17 protein-coding genes are annotated in these 19681 nt (G+C 74.8%); 8 read left to right on the forward strand and 9 right to left on the reverse strand.

Features of this window, described 5'->3' with window-relative positions; all coding sequences use genetic code 11:
• Positions 1–23 precede the first annotated feature (23 nt).
• From NP048_RS05235 to NP048_RS05250, 4 genes are all read left to right on the forward strand, one after another.
• Positions 24–257 (forward strand): hypothetical protein, encoded by a 234-nt coding sequence (locus NP048_RS05235; protein WP_227578429.1) that lies wholly within the window; start codon positions 24–26, stop codon positions 255–257.
• Positions 254–1372: an adenosine deaminase gene (locus tag NP048_RS05240; RefSeq protein WP_227578430.1), complete on the forward strand. Its 1119-nt coding sequence runs from the start codon at positions 254–256 to the stop codon at positions 1370–1372. Before NP048_RS05235 ends, NP048_RS05240 begins: the two co-directional genes overlap by 4 nt.
• Complete coding sequence (deoC, locus tag NP048_RS05245; RefSeq protein WP_227578431.1) at positions 1369–2088, forward strand: deoxyribose-phosphate aldolase; 720 nt, start codon at positions 1369–1371, stop codon at positions 2086–2088. The genes NP048_RS05240 and deoC overlap by 4 nt, the downstream gene beginning before the upstream one ends.
• A gap of 232 nt (positions 2089–2320) precedes the next feature.
• The gene (locus NP048_RS05250) at positions 2321–4729 is read left to right on the forward strand and encodes a DUF6055 domain-containing protein (RefSeq protein WP_227578432.1); all 2409 of its coding nucleotides are present in this window, start codon (positions 2321–2323) and stop codon (positions 4727–4729) included.
• A 4-nt stretch (positions 4730–4733) separates the two neighbouring features.
• On the opposite strand, the gene NP048_RS05255 is transcribed toward NP048_RS05250, so the two are convergent.
• Positions 4734–6605 carry a phospho-sugar mutase gene (locus NP048_RS05255; RefSeq protein ID WP_227578509.1) on the reverse strand — a complete coding sequence of 624 codons (1872 nt, stop codon included), beginning with the start codon at positions 6603–6605 and terminating at the stop codon, positions 4734–4736.
• A 104-nt stretch (positions 6606–6709) separates the two neighbouring features.
• The gene (locus tag NP048_RS05260) at positions 6710–7585 is read right to left on the reverse strand and encodes a purine-nucleoside phosphorylase (protein ID WP_227578433.1); all 876 of its coding nucleotides are present in this window, start codon (positions 7583–7585) and stop codon (positions 6710–6712) included.
• 41 nt (positions 7586–7626) lie between these two features.
• Between NP048_RS05260 and NP048_RS05265 the strand changes: the two genes are divergently transcribed.
• Positions 7627–9156, forward strand: coding sequence for an NAD(P)H-quinone dehydrogenase (locus tag NP048_RS05265; protein ID WP_372456847.1), 1530 nt, complete (start codon positions 7627–7629; stop codon positions 9154–9156).
• 155 nt (positions 9157–9311) lie between these two features.
• Here NP048_RS05265 and NP048_RS05270 read toward each other — a convergent pair whose 3' ends face one another.
• From NP048_RS05270 to NP048_RS05280, 3 genes are all read right to left on the reverse strand, one after another.
• Positions 9312–9752 carry an NUDIX domain-containing protein gene (locus NP048_RS05270; protein ID WP_227578511.1) on the reverse strand — a complete coding sequence of 147 codons (441 nt, stop codon included), beginning with the start codon at positions 9750–9752 and terminating at the stop codon, positions 9312–9314.
• Positions 9753–9801: 49 nt separating this feature from the next.
• Positions 9802–11607 (reverse strand): acetyl/propionyl/methylcrotonyl-CoA carboxylase subunit alpha, encoded by a 1806-nt coding sequence (locus NP048_RS05275; RefSeq protein ID WP_227578434.1) that lies wholly within the window; start codon positions 11605–11607, stop codon positions 9802–9804.
• Positions 11608–11754: 147 nt separating this feature from the next.
• Positions 11755–12420, reverse strand: a complete 666-nt coding sequence (locus NP048_RS05280) for a Maf family protein (RefSeq protein ID WP_227578435.1) — start codon at positions 12418–12420, stop codon at positions 11755–11757.
• Positions 12421–12558: 138 nt separating this feature from the next.
• Between NP048_RS05280 and NP048_RS05285 the strand changes: the two genes are divergently transcribed.
• Positions 12559–13287: a vitamin K epoxide reductase family protein gene (locus NP048_RS05285; protein ID WP_227578436.1), complete on the forward strand. Its 729-nt coding sequence runs from the start codon at positions 12559–12561 to the stop codon at positions 13285–13287.
• 27 nt (positions 13288–13314) lie between these two features.
• On the opposite strand, the gene NP048_RS05290 is transcribed toward NP048_RS05285, so the two are convergent.
• Genes NP048_RS05290 through NP048_RS05305 form a run of 4 tightly spaced genes read right to left on the reverse strand, consistent with a single transcriptional unit; the run spans position 13315 to position 17502 of the window.
• Positions 13315–15015, reverse strand: coding sequence for a DUF885 domain-containing protein (locus NP048_RS05290; RefSeq protein WP_227578437.1), 1701 nt, complete (start codon positions 15013–15015; stop codon positions 13315–13317).
• 9 nt (positions 15016–15024) lie between these two features.
• Positions 15025–15282, reverse strand: coding sequence for an acyl-CoA carboxylase epsilon subunit (locus NP048_RS05295; protein ID WP_227578438.1), 258 nt, complete (start codon positions 15280–15282; stop codon positions 15025–15027).
• Positions 15279–15839, reverse strand: coding sequence for a hypothetical protein (locus tag NP048_RS05300; RefSeq protein ID WP_227578439.1), 561 nt, complete (start codon positions 15837–15839; stop codon positions 15279–15281). The genes NP048_RS05295 and NP048_RS05300 overlap by 4 nt, the downstream gene beginning before the upstream one ends.
• 10 nt (positions 15840–15849) lie before the next feature.
• Positions 15850–17502, reverse strand: coding sequence for an acyl-CoA carboxylase subunit beta (locus tag NP048_RS05305; protein ID WP_372456848.1), 1653 nt, complete (start codon positions 17500–17502; stop codon positions 15850–15852).
• Between the two features lie 141 nt (positions 17503–17643).
• Between NP048_RS05305 and NP048_RS05310 the strand changes: the two genes are divergently transcribed.
• Positions 17644–18513 carry a biotin--[acetyl-CoA-carboxylase] ligase gene (locus tag NP048_RS05310; RefSeq protein WP_227578440.1) on the forward strand — a complete coding sequence of 290 codons (870 nt, stop codon included), beginning with the start codon at positions 17644–17646 and terminating at the stop codon, positions 18511–18513.
• A gap of 15 nt (positions 18514–18528) precedes the next feature.
• Positions 18529–19668 (forward strand): adenylate/guanylate cyclase domain-containing protein, encoded by a 1140-nt coding sequence (locus NP048_RS05315; protein ID WP_227578441.1) that lies wholly within the window; start codon positions 18529–18531, stop codon positions 19666–19668.
• Positions 19669–19681: the final 13 nt, after the last annotated feature.

Here is a 19681-nt window from a genome sequence, read left to right on the forward strand (position 1 = left end):
ACCGACCACCCTCAGGAGGAGCCATGAGCACCGTTCCCGGACACGAGTCCTGGCGTGACGCCGGGCTGGCGCCCACCGACGTCGAGGTGCCCCTGCGCCTGACGGACGTCGACGAGACCGACGTCCCGGACTCCGGCGAGGCCGAGGAGTACACGCCGCACTTCCCGCGCGCCGACCGCGAGGGTCGTGCCACGGAGGCCGACGTCGTCGAGCAGGCCGTCGAGGTCCCGATCGAGGACGGGGACACCGACGCGTGACACCTGCGGACCTTCCTGACGGCCTGGACGAGGCGCTGCGTGCGCTGCCGAAGGTCCTGCTGCACGACCACCTCGACGGCGGACTGCGTCCCGCGACGGTCGTCGAGCTGGCTGCCGCGACCGGTCACGACCTGCCGACGACCGACCCGCAGGAGCTGGGCCGGTGGTTCGTCGACGCCGCCGGGTCGGGCTCCCTGCCGCGGTACCTCGAGACCTTCGTGCACACGCTCGCCGTCATGCAGACGGCGGACGGGCTGCGCCGGGTCGCCCGCGAGGCCGTGCTCGACCTGGCCGCCGACGGCGTCGTGTACGCCGAGGAGCGCTACGCGCCCGAGCAGCACCAGCAGGCCGGCCTGACGCTGCAGCAGGTCGTCGACGCGGTGCGCGAGGGCCTCGCCGAGGGCATGCAGCTCGCGGCGGCCGACGGGCACGAGATCCGCGTCGTCCAGGTGCTGTCCGCGATGCGGCAGGCCGACCGGTCGGGCGAGATCGCGGCGCTCGCGCTGGCGAACCGGGACGCCGGCGTCGTGGGGTTCGACATCGCGGGCCCCGAGGAGGGCTTCCCGCCGTCGCTGCACGCCGCGGCCTTCCGCCTCCTGCGTGACGCGAGCTTCCCTGCCACCGTCCACGCGGGGGAGGCCGACGGCCTGGACTCGATCGCGCAGGCCCTGCACGTGGCCGGCGCCGTGCGCCTCGGGCACGGCGTGCGCGTCGCGGACGACGTGCAGGAGGGGCCGGACGGCACGTGGCGTCTGGGCGTCCTCGCGCACTGGGTCCGCGACCGCCGCGTCCCGCTCGAGGTGTGCCCGTCGTCGAACGTGCAGACCGGGGCTGCGGCGTCCGTCGCCGAGCACCCCGTCACGCTGCTGCGCCGGGCGGGCTTCGAGGTCACCATCAGCACGGACAACCGCCTGCAGTCCGGGACGTCGCTGTCGCGCGAGCTCGGTCTGCTCGTCCGCGAGGCCGGGTGGACGATCGACGACGTCGTCGACGTCACGCTGACCGCGGCGCAGCACACGTTCCTCAACTACGACGAGCGCCGTGCGCTCGTCGACCGCATCGCCCGCCCGGAGGTCGCTCCGGGCACCGAAAGCCCTGGGAGGCACCGCGCATGACCACCGACGACACACCCACGACGCCCGGTCCGATCGACGCGGTCGGGCTCGCGCGGCTCGTCGACCACACGCTGCTCAAGCCCGAGGCGACCCGCGCGGACGTCGAGGCGCTCGTCGCCGAGGGCGTGCGGCTGGGCGTGTACTCCGTGTGCGTCTCGCCGTCGTTCCTGCCGCTGGAGATCCCCGTCGGGCTCGACGGCGCTCCTGACCTGCTCGTCGCGACGGTCTGCGGGTTCCCGTCGGGCAAGCACCACAGCGAGGTCAAGGCGGCCGAGGCCGCGCGCGCGGTGCGTGACGGCGCCGACGAGGTCGACATGGTGATCGACGTCGGAGCGGCCAAGGAAGGGCGGTTCGCGGACGTCCAGCAGGACATCACGGCCGTGCGTGCCGCCGCGCCGGCGCCGACCGTGCTCAAGGTCATCATCGAGTCGGCGGCGCTCACCGACGACGAGATCGTGCGCGTGTGCCAGGCCGCGGAGGCCGCGGGTGCGGACTTCGTCAAGACCTCGACGGGTTTCCACCCCGCCGGCGGGGCGAGCGTCCACGCGGTCGAGCTCATGGCGCGCACCGTGGGCGGTCGGCTCGGCGTCAAGGCGTCGGGCGGCGTCCGCACGGCCGCCGACGCCCTGGCGATGGTCCAGGCGGGTGCGACGCGGCTCGGTCTGTCGGGGACCGCGGCGGTGCTCGCGGGCGTCACGGCGGACGGCGACTACTGACCCCGGCGCCATGAACGACCCTCGGTGATGAGAGGCACGTGAGAATTCGGCGTCGGGACGGGTGAATGCGCGTCGACCCGGACGAAGCGGGCATTGACTGGACGCCCGAGGGCGCACGATGGTGGACGGTCGTCCGGGTTCGACTCGCTCGTGGCCGACGACCACGACCACGAGCTGGTGCCACCGACGACCTGACGGCGAGCGCACCTGCGGGGAGGAGACGCACGCGCACATGAGCCGGATCAGGCGCGGCACGCTCGTCGTGGCGCTCGTCGTCGCGTTCCTCCTGGGCGCCGCCCTCGCGAGCGCGTTCGGCGGCAGCAGGGCGGGGGCCAAGGCCCTCGTCGTGCCCGAGGGCTGGCGCAGCACGTGGGTCGACGCGCACGTGCTCGAGGGGGACGACGTCGCCCTCGCGTGGGGTGACCGCACCGGCTCCGACCCCACGCGGGCACCGCAGGGCCTGCGGTTCGACCCCGCGGTCGTCGTCGCACAGCTGCAGGCCCTGTACGCCCTCGACGCGGACGTGCTGGGCCTGGGGTCGTCCGACGGACCGCTCGCGACGCGCAAGGTCGTCGTCGTCGTCGACGGGACCTGGTCGATCGGGCCCGGTGCGTCGGGCGCCCCTGGCCCCGGCGCGGACGGCGCGACGCCGCTCACCCGCGGCGGCGTCGTGGACGGTGTCGCGCTGCTGCAGGTCCGCCCCGAGGTGATCGCGTCGTCCGTGACGACCGGCGCGACGGGCGCGGGCGCACGCACGGCCACGCCGGTGCCGGCGGACGACGCGACCACGCCCCCGGCGGCGGTGAGCTCACCGGCCGTGACCGGCCCCGCGGTCACCGGCCCCGCGGTCACCGCCCCGCCCGACGCGACGCAGGACGCCCGTGCCCGCGTTCCCGCGGGAACCCCGTGGGAGCTCGCGCGCGGCGTCGCCGAGACGCTGCAGCGCGTGACGGAAGCCACCCACCCCGGTCACGGGCTGACCCCCGAGGCGGCGGACACCCTGCGGCCGGCCGCGTCGGCGTACCTCGCGACGCTGGCCGTGCCCACGGAGCACGCCGACGTCTCGGACCACCTCCGGTCGTCCCAGCTCGCGTGGGGCAGTGCTCGTCACGGAGCCGCCGGGTGGCTGCTGCTGCAGCACCTGGCCGACCGCTCCTCGCCCATGCTCGTCCGCGACCTGTGGACCGGGTCCCTGGACACCGAGCACGTCCTGGGCGCCTACACGCGTCTCACGCAGTCGAACGCGTCCACGCTGAACCGCCGTGTCGCGCAGTACGCGATGCGGGCCGCGGTCGGCGACGTCACCGGCACCGGCCGGCCCGGGGACCTCGTCGCGGGACTCGACCCCGTGCTCCTCGCGCACCGCACGACGCCCGTCGAGCCCGCGCCGGACGACCCCGGGCACCACCGCGTCACCGGTGCCCTGGCTCCTGCCGCCTACGGCTACACGGTGGTGCGGCTCGTGCCCGACGGCTCGGGCGCCGACGTGCGGGTGCGGGTCCGCGGCCACGCGCAGGAGCTCGCCGACGTCCACCCCGGGTGGAGCTTCGGTCTCGTCGCCGTCGGCCCGACAGGGCCGCGGTACAGCCCCGTCACCGAGGGGATCGACGGTGAGCTGCGCCTCGCGCTGCGCCCCGGTGAGGCGGAGATCTACCTGGTCGTGGCGGCCACGCCCAGCGAGGTCGTCGCGACGGGCGCGGAGAGCTTCGCCCAGGTGACGCGCTACCCGTACGAGTTCCGTGTCGCGGGTGCGTCGGTCGACCCCGGCGAGCCCGCGGTCGAGGGCGGTCACCGGCACCCGAACGGCGGCGGCTGGGTGGACGACGCCGCGAGCGTCGACCCGGCGGCCCACGTCGCCGCGGGAGCGGTCGTGCGCGGCGACGCCACGGTCGGACCGGGCGTGCGCATCGAGGGCCGCGCGTGGGTGGAGCCGGGTGCGCGGCTGACCGGTGACGTGGTCGTGCGGGACGCCGCGCTCGTGCGCGGCTCGGCGCGGCTCTCCGGCACGGTGCTCGTCGGCGGCGACGCGGTCGTCGGGTTCACGTGCGACGCGGGCGCCTACACGTCGTACCGGGCGGGTGCCGTGTGCGACCCCACGGCCGTCGACACGGACGTCAACCCCGTCGTCACCCCGTTCGCGCCGGGAGAGACGACGCTGAGCGACAGCGGGGACCAGGTCGCCCCGACGACCGAGCCGGTGCCGGGCGAGACCCCCGGGGCCGAGGCCGGCTCCACGACGCCGGCAGGGCCGGGCTCCGTACCGACCCCCTCGGCGGCCGCACCGCCGCCGCCCTCAGCGGGGGTGGCCGCGCCTCCCGCCGCAGTGCCGGCGGGCGCCTGCACGGCCACGTACGAGATCGTCACCTCGTGGCCCGGCGGGGCGCAGGTCCAGCTCACCGTCACGGCGACGACGCCGGACGTGCACGGCTGGTTGCTGACGTGGACCCAGCCCGCCGGACTCGAGATGGTGGACTGGTGGGGCGCCGAGTTCGCACGCAGCGGCAGCAGCGTCACCGCCGAGAACCTGTCGTGGAACGGCTCGATCGCCAACGGGGGCAGCGCCACGATCGGGTTCAACGCGACCGCCGAGAGCGACGCCGCCCTGGCCGCCCCGCAGGTGCGGTGCGAGCGCCGGGGCTGACGCGTCAGGACCCGTCGAGGCCCAGCGCCGTGCGCACGTCGCGTGCGAGGTCGTCCAGGCGGTGGCGCGCGGTCCGGTGGGCGGCGTCCAGCTCCGCGCGCTCGGCGTCCGCGGCAACGGGGACGACGACCTCGAGGTAGGCCTTCACCTTCGGTTCCGTCCCCGACGGGCGGACGACGACGCGTGTGCCGTCGGCCGTCAGCAGCCGGAGGCCGTCGGTGGGCGGCAGGCCCCCGCGGTCGTCGTCGGTGCCCGCGGCCAGGTCGACGACCTCGACCACGGGCGACCCGGCGAGGGTCGCCGGCGGCGCCTCGCGCAGCGCCGTCATGGTGGCGCCGATCCGGCTGAGGTCGGCGAACCGGGCGCTGACCTGCCCGGTCGCGTGCAGCCCGTGCGCGCGCGCCAGGTCGTCGAGAGCGTCGACGAGGGTGCGGCCCTGCGCCGCGAGCCGCGCCGCGAGGTCGCACACGCGCACGGCCGCGGTCATGCCGTCCTTGTCGCGCACGTGCGCGGGGTCGACGCAGTAGCCGAGGGCCTCCTCGTAGCCGAACACCAGGCCGTCGACGCGGGAGATCCACTTGAACCCGGTCAGCGTCGACGCGAAGCGCAGGCCAGCGGCGGCGGCGACGGCCGCGAGCAGGCGGGACGACACGATGGAGCACGCGAGCGTGGGCGTGGAGCCCGCCGGGGACCCGGCGGTGCGCAGCCGGTCCGCCGCGTCCGCGCCCAGCAGCGCACCGACCTCGTCGCCGGTGAGCATGCGCCAGCCGTCGGCCTGCGGCGTCTCGGGCCCGCGGGCCGGGATGTGAGCGCGCGGGTCGAGCACGGCGACCGCGCACCGGTCCGCGTCGGGGTCGACCGCCACGACCAGGTCCGCCCGCATCGCCGACGCGAGGGCGAGCGCGAGGTCGGTGGCACCCGGCTCCTCCGGGTTCGGGAACGCGACGGTGGGGAAGTCCGGGTCCGGTTCGGCCTGCTCGGCGACGAGCGTGACGTCCCCGAAGCCCGCGCGGGCGAGCACGTCCTTGGTCAGTGCCCCACCGACGCCGTGCAGCGGTGTGAGGACCACCTTGAGGCGCGCACGGGCGTCGGCGTCGCCGTCCGGCGCCACGGCCGCCGCCGTGCGTGCGTACTCGTCGACGACGTCCTCGCCGAGCACCGTCCAGCCGGTCGACGCGCGGGGCACCGACGCGACCGACGGCACCCGCGCGATCGCGGCGGCGATCGCCGTGTCCGCGGGCGGCACGATCTGCGCACCCTGGCCCGCGTCCGTCACGACGCGCCCACCCAGGTACACCTTGTAGCCGTTGTCCTGCGGCGGGTTGTGGGACGCGGTGACCATGACGCCCGCGTCCGCGTCGAAGCGGCGCACGGCCCGCGCGAGCACGGGCGTGGGGAGCGCGCGCGGCAGCAGCAGCACCTCGATGCCGACGGCGGTCATGACCGCGGCGGTGTCCAGGGCGAACCGGTGCGAGTTGTGGCGGGCGTCGTACCCGACGACGACGCGCGGCGCGGGCGTGGCGCCCTCGAGCTCGCCGAGCAGGAAGTCCGCGAGCCCCGCCGCGGCGCGGATGACGACCGCGCGGTTCATGCGGTGCGGTCCCCCGCCGAGGGCCCCGCGCAGGCCCGCCGTGCCGAACTGGAGGAGCCCGGAGAACCGGTCCTCCAGCTCGGCACGTGCCGTTGCGGCGTCACGGTGGACCAGATGCGCGACGGGCTCGCTCGCGCCCGGCTCGGGCGTCTCGCGCGCCACCCGCAGCAGGGCCGTCAGCTCGTCCGCGGTGACGGGGTCGGGGTCGTCCGCGACCCAGGCGTCGACCTGCGTGACGAGGCGTGCCCACCCGTCGCCGTCAGTGCCCGTGCGCTCGTCGGTCAGGGGTGCCGGCGGAGCGTCCCCGCGGAGCACGTCGTCGTGGTCGCTGGTCACGCCCCCCAACCTAGCGGCGGGTCACCCGGGTGGCGCGGTCATGAGTGTGCCCCTCACAACCGCCGGACGACATCGGCGAGCAGCGCGCTGATGCGCGGTCCCGCGGCACGTCCGGCCTCGAGGACCTCCTCGTGGTCGAGCGGCTCGGGGCTGATGCCTGCCGCCATGTTGGTGACCAGCGAGATGCCGAGCACCTCCAGACCGGCGTGCCGTGCGGCGATCGCCTCGAGCGTCGTCGACATGCCGACCAGGTCACCGCCGAGCCGCCCCGCCATGGCGACCTCCGCGGGAGTCTCGTAGTGCGGCCCGTGGAACTGCACGTACACGCCCTCGTCGAGCGACGGGTCGACCTCGCGCGCCACGGCGCGCAGGCGCGAGGAGTAGAGGTCGGTCAGGTCGACGAACGTCGCTCCCTCGAGGGGCGACGTCGCCGTCAGGTTGATGTGGTCACGGATGAGGACGGGGGTGCCCGGGGCCCAGCCGAGGTTCAGGCCTCCGCAGCCGTTGGTCAGCACGACCGTGGAGACACCCGTGGCCGCCGCCGTGCGCACACCGTGGACGACGCGCCGGACGCCGCGCCCCTCGTACAGGTGGGTACGTGAGCCCAGGACCAGCGCGTACCGGTCCGGGCGGTCGTCGTCCCCCGCGATGCGCACGGAGCGCAGCGTGCCGACGTGCCCCGCGACGGCCGCTCGTGAGAAGCCCGGCACCTCGTGGCTCGGCAGCTCGGCGACCGTCTCGCCCAGCAGGTCCGCCGCGCCGCCCCACCCGGACCCGAGCACGAGCGCGACGTCGTGCTTCTCGACACCGGTGCGGCGCGCGATCACCTCAGCGGCGATCCTGGCGACGTCGAACGGGTCGGTCGTGGGGTGGTCGAGGCTGGGGACTGCGCCGCCGGTCAGGTCACGCGCGGGGGAGATCTCGCTCATGGGAACAGGCTAACCACGCGGGTGCCGTGCAGGATGTCCCCGTGAGCAGCCAGCAGACCGTCGCGGCCCCCGACCAGTCCCACGTGGCGGCACCCGCCGCCGCCTCCACCGTCCGTGACGCGCCCGACGACCCCACCGTGACCCGGGTCGTGGTCGTCGGCGGCGGCCCCGGTGGTTACGAGGCCGCACTCGTCGCCCGGCGCCTCGGTGCGCGCGTCACGGTGGTCGAGCGATCCGGCCTGGGAGGCGCCGCGGTCCTCACCGACGTCGTGCCGTCCAAGACGCTCATCGCGACAGCGGAGTGGATGACCATCGCCGACCGCGCCCCCGAGCTCGGCATCCGGCTCGACGGGCTCGCGGACGGCGACGAGGCCGACGCCGGGCGGACGCCCGCCGCGGCGGTGCTGCGCCACCGCATCGACGTGCCCGCGGTGAACGCGCGCGTCAAGGCGCTCGCGGCCGCGCAGTCCGCCGACATCCGCGGGCGGCTGGACCGCGAGGGCGTCGACGTCATCACGGGCACCGGTCGCCTCGTCGACGCCGAGCACGTGGCCGTGACGGAGGCCGACGGGCGCGAGCACGTGCTGGACGCCGACGTCGTCCTGTGCGCGACGGGCGCGACACCCCGCGTGCTGCCCGACGCGCTCCCGGACGGCGAGCGCATCCTCACGTGGACCCAGATGTACAACCTCACGGAGCTGCCGCAGCGGCTGGTGGTCGTCGGGTCGGGTGTCACCGGTGCGGAGTTCGCGGGCGCGTACACGTCGCTCGGCGCCGACGTCGTGCTGGTGTCCAGCCGGGACCGCGTGCTGCCCGGCGAGGACGCCGACGCGGCCGAGCTCATCGAGGGCGTCTTCCGGCAGCGCGGCATGACGGTCATGTCGCGCTCGCGGGCCTCGTCGGCGCGCCGCACGGCGGACGGGGTCGTCGTGACCCTCGAGGACGGCCGCACGGTCGAGGGGTCGCACGTGCTGTTCGCCGTGGGGTCGGTGCCGACGACGCGCGACCTCGGGCTGGAGAACGCGGGGGTACGGCTGACGGCGTCCGGGCACATCGAGGTCGACAAGGTCTCGCGCACCAACGTGCGCGGGGTCTACGCGGCGGGAGACTGCACGGGCGTGCTCCCGCTCGCGTCGGTCGCTGCCACGCAGGGCCGCATCGCCATGTCGCACGCCCTGGGGGACGCTGTGCGCCCGTTGTCCCTGCGGAGCATCTCGGCGAACATCTTCACGGCGCCCGAGATCGCGACCGTCGGCCTCTCCGAGACGCGGCTGCAGGAGATGGGCACGCACTACCGCACGAGCACGCTGCCGCTGGCGCGGAACCCGCGCGCCAAGATGCTCGGTGTGCGCGACGGGTTCGTCAAGGTCTTCGCGCACGCGGGCACGGGGACCGTGCTGGGGGCCGTCGTCGTGGGCCCGCGGGCGAGCGAGTCGATCTTCCCGCTCACGCTGGCCGTCACGCACCGGCTCACGACCGACCAGGTCGCCGAGGCGTCGACGGTGTACCCGTCGATGTCCGGCACGATCGGCGAGGTCGCCCGCATGCTCCACCAGCGCAGCGAGGACTGACCCCCACCGCAACTGGATCGACCTCTCACCACCAGGGTGGGGTGAGAGCTCAATCCAGTCACCCCAGGGGGGTGAGAGCTCAATCCAGTCACCCCCTGGGGGGTGAGAGGTCAATCCAGTCACCCCCTTGGGGGTGAGGGGTCGATCCAGCGGCCTCAGGGGTCGAGGCGTGCGCGCAGCTCTGGCCACGCGTCCGCGAAGGCGCGGAGCAGGGGACGGGCGACGACGTCGTCGACCGCGACCCAGGTGACCTCGATGCTCTCCGTGTCGGTCGCGGTGGGTGTGAACGGCGCGACCGCGTCCGCGACCACCGTCGTGTACGACCAGTCGGGGTGCGTCAGGACGTACTCGTCGCGCACCGCGACCGCCGAGGCCTCGACGCCGGCCTCCTCGTGCGCCTCGCGCAGCGCCGCCTGGACGGCGGTCTCGTCCGGCTCGCGCGCGCCCCCGGGCAGCGCCCACGTGCCGCCCTGGTCGCTCCACTGCGCTCGGTGCTGCAGCACGACGTGCGTCGCGCGACCGTCCGCCCCCCGCCGCGCGAGCAGCAGCCCGGCCGCCCCGTGCAGGCCCCAGTGCCGGGCGCCGCACCCGCACATGACCCACCCGTCGCCCGGACGCCCCTGCCCGCGGCTGGTCACGTCCGCATCAGCCGACGATGTCGCAGATCGCCCCGCCCGCGCTGACGTTCGCCCCGACGGCCGCCGTCAGGGACTGCACGGTGCCCGCGCGGTGCGCGACGAGCGGCTGCTCCATCTTCATGGCCTCGAGCACCACCACGAGGTCGCCCTCGGCCACCAGCGCACCCTCGGCGACCGCGACCTTGACGATCGTGCCCTGCATGGGGGACGAGAGCACCGTGCCGTTGGACCCACCGGTCCGTGCGGCCCGGGCACGCGCCGTGCGCCGGGGCGCGGCGCCCTGACGCCCTCCACCGAGACGCCCGGCTCCCGAACCCGACCCGCGCCCCAGTCCGAGTGCCGCGGGCAGCACGACCTCGAGCCGCTTGCCGCCCACCTCGACGACCACGCGCTCCAGCTGCCCGGCGGGCAGCTGCTCCTCGTCCTGGGCCGGTGCGGCCGCACCTCCGAGGCCAGCGACGGTCTCGGCGAACTCCGTCTCGATCCACCGGGTGTGCACCGTGAACGGCTGCGCGTCGTCGGCGGGGACGAACGCCTCGGCGTCGAGCACCGCCCGGTGGAACGGCGTGACCGTCGGGATGCCGACGACCTCGAGCTCGGCGAGCGCGCGGCGCGCGCGCTCGACGGCCTGGCGGCGCGTGGCACCCGTGACGATCACCTTGGCGATCATCGAGTCGAACATGCCGGACACGGTGTCGCCCTCGACGACGCCCGAGTCGACGCGCACGCCCGGCCCGGACGGGAACCGCAGACGGCTGATGCGTCCCGGTGCGGGCAGGAACCCTGCGGCGGGGTCCTCGCCGTTGATGCGGAACTCGATGGAGTGCCCGCGCGTGGTGACCTCGGTGTAGCCCAGCGGCTCGCCTGCGGCGATCCGCAGCTGCTCGCGCACGAGGTCGATGCCGCTGATCTCCTCGCTGACGGGGTGCTCCACCTGCAGGCGGGTGTTGACCTCGAGGAACGAGACCGTCCCGTCGCGGCCCACGAGGAACTCGCAGGTGCCGGCGCCCACGTACCCGGCCTCGCGCAGGATGGCCTGCGACGCGGTGACCAGGGCCCGGTTCTGCTCGTCGCTCAGGTACGGCGCGGGCGCCTCCTCGACCAGCTTCTGGTGGCGTCGCTGCAGCGAGCAGTCCCGCGTCGAGACGACGACGACGGTGCCGTACGCGTCGGCGAGGCACTGCGTCTCCACGTGACGCGGACGGTCGAGGTAGCGCTCGACGAAGCACTCGCCGCGCCCGAACGCCGCGACGGCCTCGCGGACCGCCGACTCGAACATCTCGTCGATCTCGTCGGCCTCGCGGGCGACCTTCAGGCCGCGTCCGCCACCGCCGAACGCCGCCTTGATCGCGATGGGCAGCCCGTGCTCGGCGGCGAACGCGTGGATCTCGGACACGTCCTGGACCGGCTCGGGGGTGCCCGCCACCAGGGGCGCGCCGGCACGCTGCGCGATGTGCCGCGCGCTCACCTTGTCGCCGAGCGACTCGATCGCCGACGGCGGCGGGCCGATCCACACCAGACCCGCGTCGATCACCGCCTGCGCGAACTGCGCGTTCTCCGCGAGGAACCCGTAGCCGGGGTGCACCGCGTCGGCACCCGACCGGCGGGCGACGTCGAGCAGCTTGGCGATGTCCAGGTACGTCTCCGCCGCGCGGGCGCCGTCGAGCGCGTACGCCTCGTCCGCGACGTGCACGTGCAGGGCGTCCCGGTCGGTGTCCGAGTACACGGCGACGGACGCGACACCGGCGTCACGGCAGGCACGGGCGATGCGGACGGCGATCTCACCGCGGTTCGCGACAAGGACCTTGGTCATGAGGGGCACGGCTCACCGTAGCGCGCGTGACCGGCGCGTCCGTGCCGCCTGCGTGTCGTCGGCGCAAGATTGCCGCAACCCTTCAACGGGTCCCGGGCGGGTCTTGTAGGAACCCACCACGCGTGCGCCGGGACGCGGTGTCGCGGGTCAGGGGCGCCAGAGGGCCGTGACCGTCAGGTCGATGTCTGCGAGCAGGTGACGCAGCAGGGGCAGGCTCACGCCCACCACGTTGTGGTGGTCGCCTTCGATGCGCTCGACGAAGGGCCCGCCCAGGCCGTCGAGCGTGAACGCGCCCGCGACCGCGAGGGGCTCACGCGTCGCGACGTACGCGGCGACCTCGTCGTCGGACAGGTCGGCGAAGTGCACGACCGTGGACGCGGTGGCGCCGAGCGTCGCCCGCGTGCCGCCGTCCGCCGGGTCGCGCTCGTCGACCAGCCAGTGGCCGGTGTGCAGGACCCCCGAGCGTCCGCGCATCGCGCGCCAGCGGGCGACCGCGTCGTCGGCGTCGGCGGGCTTGCCGAGGACCTCGCCGTCCAGCTCGAGCATCGAGTCGCAGCCCAGGACCACGACGTCCTCGTCGTCGTCCCAGCCGTCGACGTCGACGTCGTCGAGACGTCGTGCGACGTCCTCCGCCTTCGCCTGCGCGAGGACGAGCACCGCGTCGGCGGGCTCGAGGTCGCCGAAGCGCTCGCGGGCGGAGGCGAGGACCGCGTCCTCGTCGACGGTCGAGACGACGACCAGCGGCGCGAGGCCCGCCGCGGCGAGCGTGGTGCGGCGGGCGGGGGAGGCGGAGGCGAGCAGGAGCCGGGTCACGGGCCGACCCTAACCGCAGCACGCGTCGGCGACGTGACCGCGGGGGTGGCGGCAGGGGAGAGGGACGTCGTACCGCCCCGTCTCACAGGTCGGCAGGGCACAATGGTGCGCCGGACCTGCAGGCGCGAGGAGGCCACGGTGAAGGACACCACCCAGGACGTGCGCGGCGGCGGGGTCGCCGGCGGCATCGACGAGCACGACGACGCGCTCGACGACCTGTCCGCCGAGCTGCTCGACGACGACCCGGACCTGCTGCAGCCTGCCCCGCTGGCCTGGCGGCGGCGCACGGCGATCGAGATGATCGTCTCGGGTCTCATCGGGCTGTACACGTCGTTCGTGCTGTCGATCGAGGCGATCCCGATCGCCGTGGCCAAGGCGACCAACTCGACCGCCTCGCTGAGCTGCGACCTGAACGAGGTCATCTCGTGCAGCACGGTCGGTGGGACCTGGCAGGCGGAGCTGTTCGGCTTCCCCAACGCGTTCCTCGGGATCGCGGCCGAGGCGATCGTCATCACGGTGGCGGTCGCGATGCTCGGCGGCGTGCTGTTCCCGCGGTGGTTCATGCTCAGCGCGCAGGCGATCTACACCGCAGGCCTGGTCTTCGCCTGGTGGCTGTTCCAGCAGTCGTTCTTCGTCATCAAGGCGCTGTGCCCCTGGTGCCTGCTGATCACCGTGACCACGACCCTGGTGTGGGTCGGCATCACGCGGATCAACGTGCGCGACGGGCACCTCAACCTGCCCGGGCGCTGGGGTCCGTGGGGTCGCCGCTTCGTCGCCTCCGGCAACGACTGGTTCGTCACCGTGGCGCTCCTGGTGCTGTTCGCGGCCGTCGTCTTCGCCAAGTACGGCTGGACGCTGTTCGTCTGAGCCGCCGCGCCCCGGCGGGACGCGCGGTCAGTCCGCGAGGGCCCCGGGGAGCACCGCGAGCGGGACCGACCCGAGCGCGAGCGCGCGGGCGTGGAAGTCGCGCTGGTCGAACACCTGGCCGCGGGCTGCCGCGGACTGCCGTGCGGTGTCGCGCGCCTGCTCCCAGAGGCGCTGGCCGACCTTGTAGGACGGCGCCTGCCCCGGCCAGCCGAGGTAGCGCGTGTACTCGAAGCGCAGCATCGACTCCGGCATGTTCACGTTGGCCCGCAGGAACTCCCAGCCGGACTGCGGGGTCCACGCGTCGCCGACCTCGGCAGGTGCCGGCAGGCCGAGGTGCATCCCCAGGTCGAAGACGACGCGCGCTGCCCGCAGCCTCTGCCCGTCGAGCATGCCGAGCCGGTCGCCCGGGTCGTCGAGGAACCCCAGCTCGGCCATGAGCCGCTCGGCGTACAGGGCCCAGCCCTCGCCGTGACCCGAGGTCCACGCGGCGAGCCGGCGCCACGAGTTGAGCGTCGCGCGCTCGAACACCGCCTGCGCGATCTGCAGGTGGTGCCCGGGAACACCCTCGTGGTAGACCGTCGTGCGCTCCCGCCACGTCGAGAACGACGTGACGTCGTGCGGGACCGACCACCACATGCGACCCGGCCTGCTGAAGTCGTCGCTGGGGCCGGTGTAGTAGATGACGCCGGTGTGCGACGGTGCGATGCGGCACTCGAGCGTCCGCACGGGCGCAGGGATGTCGAAGTGCGAGCCGTCGAGCGCCTCGATCGCCGCGTCCGACGTGGCCTGCATCCACGCCTGCAGGGCTGCGGTGTCGTGCAGCTGCCGTGCGGGGTCGGCGTCGAGGAGCGCGGCCGCGTCCGCGACGCTCGCGCCCGGTCCGGCGATCTGCTCCGCGAGCGCCGCCTGCTCGGCCTGCACGCGCGCGAGCTCCTCGAGGCCCCAGGCGTACGTCTCGTCGAGGTCGAGGGCGGCGCCCACGTGGTGCCGCGACCACAGCGTGTACCGGTCCCGACCGACGCCGTCCTCCTGCGGGGCGAGCGGCGCCAGCTCGTCGGCGAGCACGCGCGCGAGGTCCGCGTACGCGCCGCGGGCGGCGTCCGCGGCACGCTCCAGGTCGGACCGCAGGGGGTGGTCGTCCCCCAGGACCCGCTGGGCGTCCGCGCCGCGCACGAGGCGCGTGAACGCGGACCGCTGCGGGTCGGCGACCTCCTGGGCCTGCACGATGACCGCCTCGACCTGCCGGACCGCGGCCACGTCGCCGCGCGCCGCGGCCGAGCGCAGCGACGCGACGTACGACGCGACGGAGGCCGGCACGGCGGCGAGGCGCGCCGCGACGTCGTCCCACGCCTGCTCGGAGTCGGTGGCCATGAGGTCGAAGACCTCGACGACCTGCTGCGGCGGCGACGCGATGTTGTTGAGCAGGCGCGTGCGCTCGCCCGCGTCGTGGAGCTCGACGTCGAGGCCCAGCGCGTACCGCATCGCCGCGCCCGTCACGTCGTCGACGGCGTCGGCCGACGCTAGTCCCTCGAGCGCGAGCAGGGTCGACCGCGCGGCGGCAGCGCGCTCCGCCGCGGCGTCGGGGGAGAAGTCCGTGAGCTCCCGCTCGTGCCCCGGCACCCCCAGGGAGGTCGCCTCCACGGGGTTCAGTCGCGCCGACGTGGTCACGTAGGCGTCGGCGACGGCGTCGACGGGGCTGACGGGACGGGGGGCGGCAGGAGGCGTCACGGCGCCACCCTATGCGTCGAGGCGCAGGCTCCACCGCCAGGCGTCCGGCCCGCGCGACGCCGGGGCCGTCCCCCGCAGACGTCCCGGCGCGACCCACCGTGCCCGCGCCGCGCGGGCGGGTGCGTCCGTGTCCTCGTCCTGCGGTGCGCGCCCGGCGGCCGCGACGAGGCCCGCGACGAGCGCGGCGAGCTCGTCGTCGTCGGGCGCGCCGCGGACCACGTGCACGTGCGGGTCGGAGCGCGTCGCGTCCGGCTCCCACGTGCTCACAGGTCGTCCTCGTCGTCATCGTCGTCGTCGAGCAGCACCGGCGCACCACGGCCGGCGCCCCACTCCCCGACGACGTACCCGCGCTCGGCAAGGGTGTGGGCGATCTGCGCCCCGCCGTCGTCGACGAGGTCGATGACCGCGTCGAGCGTCAGGTCGCTGACCGTCGGCGGGAGCTCGACGACGAACCCGAGGTGGAACGTGTCGTGGTCACCCGGCTCGACGGGCGTGTCCGCGTCACCGTCGCCGTCGTCCCACGTCATGCCCGTGAGGTCCGCGTGCAGGCCCAGGCGTGCGTGGAGCAGGTCGTACAGCCGTGCGTTCAGCGCGCCCACGCGTCCCTCGAGCGCGAGCACGCGCGGGTCCTCGTCGGCCTCCCGGGCGCCGAACTCCGCGCGCACCCCCACCGCCGTCTCGACGTACGCGTGCAGCGCAGCGGCCAGCTCCTCGACGGTCCCGTGCAGCTCGCCCGCGTCCACGCCGGTGAGCGGCTCGCGACCGTGGGACGCCGGGTCGTGCTCGTCCGGGTGGCTGTGCTCGTCGTGCCTGCCGTCGCTCATGCCTGGCTCCTCACAGCGGGATGTTCCCGTGCTTCCTGGGTGGCAGGCTCGCACGCTTGCTGCGCAGCAGGCGCAGCGACCGGACGATCTGCGCGCGGGTCTCGGACGGCTCGATCACGTCGTCGACGTAGCCCCGCTCCGCCGCGTCCCACGGGTTGACGATCGCGTCCTCGTACTCCGCCGTCAGGCGGCGCCGCTCGGCCTCGACGTCCCCCCCGGCCTCGGCCACCGTCTTCAGCGCGCCGCGCTGCAGGATGTTGACCGCCCCGCCGGCGCCCATGACGGCGATCTGCGCGGTCGGCCACGCGAGGTTGACGTCGGCCCCCAGCTGCTTGGAGCCCATGACGATGTACGCGCCGCCGTAGGCCTTGCGCGTGATGACCGTGACCAGCGGGACCGTCGCCTCGGCGTACGCGTAGATGAGCTTGGCGCCGCGCCGGATGATGCCGTTCCACTCCTGGTCGGTGCCCGGCAGGAAGCCCGGCACGTCGACGAACGTCAGCACCGGGATGCCGAACGCGTCGCACGTGCGCACGAACCGCGCTGCCTTCTCCGCGGCGTTGATGTCGAGCGTGCCCGCCATCTGCATCGGCTGGTTCGCCACGACGCCGACGGGGTGCCCCTCGACGTGCCCGAAGCCCACGACGACGTTCTGCGCGTACAGGGCCTGCACCTCGAGGAAGCTGCCGTCGTCCAGCACCGTCTCCAGCACCGTGTGCATGTCGTACGGCTGGTTGTCGGAGTCCGGCACGAGCGTGTCGAGCACCCGGTCGTCGTCCGTCGGCTCGAGGTCCGCCTCGTGCGCGTACGACGGCGGCTCCGCGAGGTTGTTGGTCGGCAGGTAGGCCAGGAGGGTGCGGACCCAGTCGATCGCGTCGTCCTCGTCGGACGCCATGTAGTGCGCGACGCCGGAGCGCGTGCTGTGCGTCGTCGCCCCGCCCAGCTCCTCGAAGCCCACGTCCTCGCCCGTGACGGCGCGGATCACGTCGGGGCCGGTGATGAACATGTTGGACGTGCCGTCGGCCATGACGATGAAGTCGGTGAGCGCGGGCGAGTACACCGCACCGCCCGCCGACGGCCCGAGGATGAGGCTGATCTGCGGGATCACCCCCGACGCGGCGACGTTGCGACGGAAGATCTCCGCGAACTGCGTCAGACCCGCGACACCCTCCTGGATGCGCGCGCCGCCGCCGTCGCTGATGCCGACCAGCGGCACGCCGGTGCGCAGCGCGAGGTCCATGACCTTCGTGATCTTCTGGCCGTGCACCTCGCCCAGGGAGCCGCCGAAGACCGTGAAGTCCTGCGAGTACACGCACACGGCACGGCCGTCGACCGTGCCGTGGCCGACGACCACGCCGTCGCCGTCGACGCGCCTCTTCTCGAGCCCGAACTTGGTCGAGCGGTGCCGCACGAAGGCGTCGAGCTCGACGAACGAACCCGGGTCGAGCAGGGCCTCGATGCGCTCGCGGGCCGTCTTCTTGCCGCGCGCGTGCTGCTTGGCGACCGCGTTCTCCTCGGCGTCGTCGACGGCCGCTGCGCGCCGGGCACGCAGGTCGTCGAGGAGGCCGGCGGTCGTGCGGGCCGGCTGCGCCGGTGCGGGATCCGCGGGCGTCGGGGTCGGGTCCGTGGCGACGCTGCGCGCGAAGAGGTCGTCCTGGGTCACCTGACGAGGCTAGTTGGGTGCGCAGGTCGGGCGCGTGCATCCGACCGACCGTGTTGCCGGGGGGCGGCTGTGGAGACCCGACAAGAACGACAGCGGCCGTTCGTGCGGCGACCGCGGCGCGGGCTGAGCGATGATGGCCGGATGACCGTGCGCGAGCCCCTCGACGTCGACACGTTGCGTGAGCTGCTGCTCGCGCCCGCGGGGCCGCTCGCGCGGCTCGACGTCGTCGAGGAGACGGCGTCGACCAACGACGACGTCGTCGCCGGGCTGCGTGCCGACCCCGACGCGTGGCCGCACGGCAGCCTGCTGGTCGCCGAGCACCAGACGGCCGGGCACGGGCGCGCCGGTCGCCCGTGGACGATGCCGGCGCGGTCCTCCCTGGCGTGCACGTTCGTCGCGTGGCCGCGGTCCGGTCCGGCGACGTACGGGTGGCTGCCGCTGCTCGCCGGCCTGGGCACGGTGCGCGCGCTGCGCGCGACCGCCGGTGTGCCTGCGGTCCTCAAGTGGCCCAACGACGTGCTGGTCGACCTCGGGGACGGGGTCGAGCACGTACCCGGGTGGGGCACGGCGCGCAAGCTCGCGGGCGTCCTGGCGCAGGCCGTGCCGGGCGAGCCGGCCGTCGCGGTGGGCATCGGCGTCAACGTCGACCAGCGCGTCGACGAGCTGCCCGTGCCGTGGGCCACGTCCCTCGCGCTGGCCGGTTCGCGCTCGGCGGACCGGGCGAGCGTCCTGGTCGCGCTCGTGAGCGCCCTGGACCAGGTCGCGCAGCGCTGGACGGACCACGGCGGCGACGCGGTCGCGGCGGGCCTCGTCGACGAGGTCGCGTCGGTGTGCTCGACGGTCGGGCAGCACGTGCGCGTCGAGCTGCCGGGTGGTGCCCAGGTCGTGGGCACGGCGACGGGCCTGTCCGCGGACGGGGCGCTCGTGGTGAGCGGCGCGGACGGCGCGACGCACCGCGTGCTCGCCGGTGACGTCACGCACGTCCGCGTGACCGACGCCACAGGGCCGTGAACTAGGCTGAGGGACGTGCCGGGAGGTCAGGGACAGGACAGCGGGCCGACGAGCGCCGACCCGCTGACGCCGTCCCCGGCGGACCCGGCCGGGACGCCTCCGCCGGGGACGGCGCGGGGCACGACCGGCGAGCTCGACGAGCTCCTGCTCGGAGGTCCCCGCACCCTCAGCGCGCGCGAACTGGCACGGCTCACGGGTACCGACCTCGAGACCATCCGGATGTACTGGCGGACCCTGGGGCTGCCGAGCCACGACGACGACGACGTCATGTTCACCGAGCGCGACGCCCAGGCGCTCGTACGGGCGCAGGCGCTCGTGGTGGACCACGGCCTGGACGTCCGCACGGTCGTCACGCTGGTCCGCGCCCTGGGCCACACGTCGGACCGGCTCGCGCTGTGGCAGGTCGAGGCGCTCGTGGAGGACCTGGCGACCCGGTACGCCCTGGACGACACGTCCGCGCGGCTGCTGGTGCTCGACCGCCTGGCGGACCTCGCGCCGCTCCTGGAGCAGCAGCTCCTGCACTCCTACCGTCGGCACCTCGCGGCGGTCGCCGACCGTTACGCGGCCGAGTTCGGGAACCTGCGTGACGTCACCGTCGACGGGAGCCTGCTGCCGCTGGCGCGCGCCGTCGGGTTCGCCGACATGGTGTCGTTCACGCGGCGCACCGCCGGTCTGGGCTCGACCGACCTGTCGCTGTTCGTGCACCGGTTCGAGACGGCTGCCCGCGACGTCGTCGCCGGCGCGGGCGGGCGGGTCGTGAAGACCATCGGCGACGCCGTGCTGTTCATCGCCGACACGCCGGGCGCCGGGGCGCAGGTCGCGATCGGTCTGGCGGACGCCTTCGGGGCGTCGCTCGACGTCGAGGCGGCACGCGGTACCGGCGGTCTCGCGGAGGGTGCGCGGGGCGTCACGCCCGTGCGTGTCGGGATGGTGTGGGGACGCGTGCTGTCGCGGTTCGGTGACGTCTTCGGGCCGAGCGTGAACCTCGCCGCCCGGCTCACCGACGTCGCCGACCCGAGCACCGTGCTCGTGGACGCCTCGACCGCGCAGGTCCTGGGCGGGGACCCGCGCTTCCGGCTGACGGAGCAGCCGGTGCGGGACCTGGCCGGCGTCGGCGAGGTCGTCCCGTTCCGCCTGGAGTCCGCGCCCGGCTGACGCACCGCGGCCG

Origin of the sequence: Cellulomonas xiejunii (genome assembly GCF_024508315.1) — a bacterium.
Classification (GTDB): domain Bacteria; phylum Actinomycetota; class Actinomycetes; order Actinomycetales; family Cellulomonadaceae; genus Cellulomonas; species Cellulomonas xiejunii.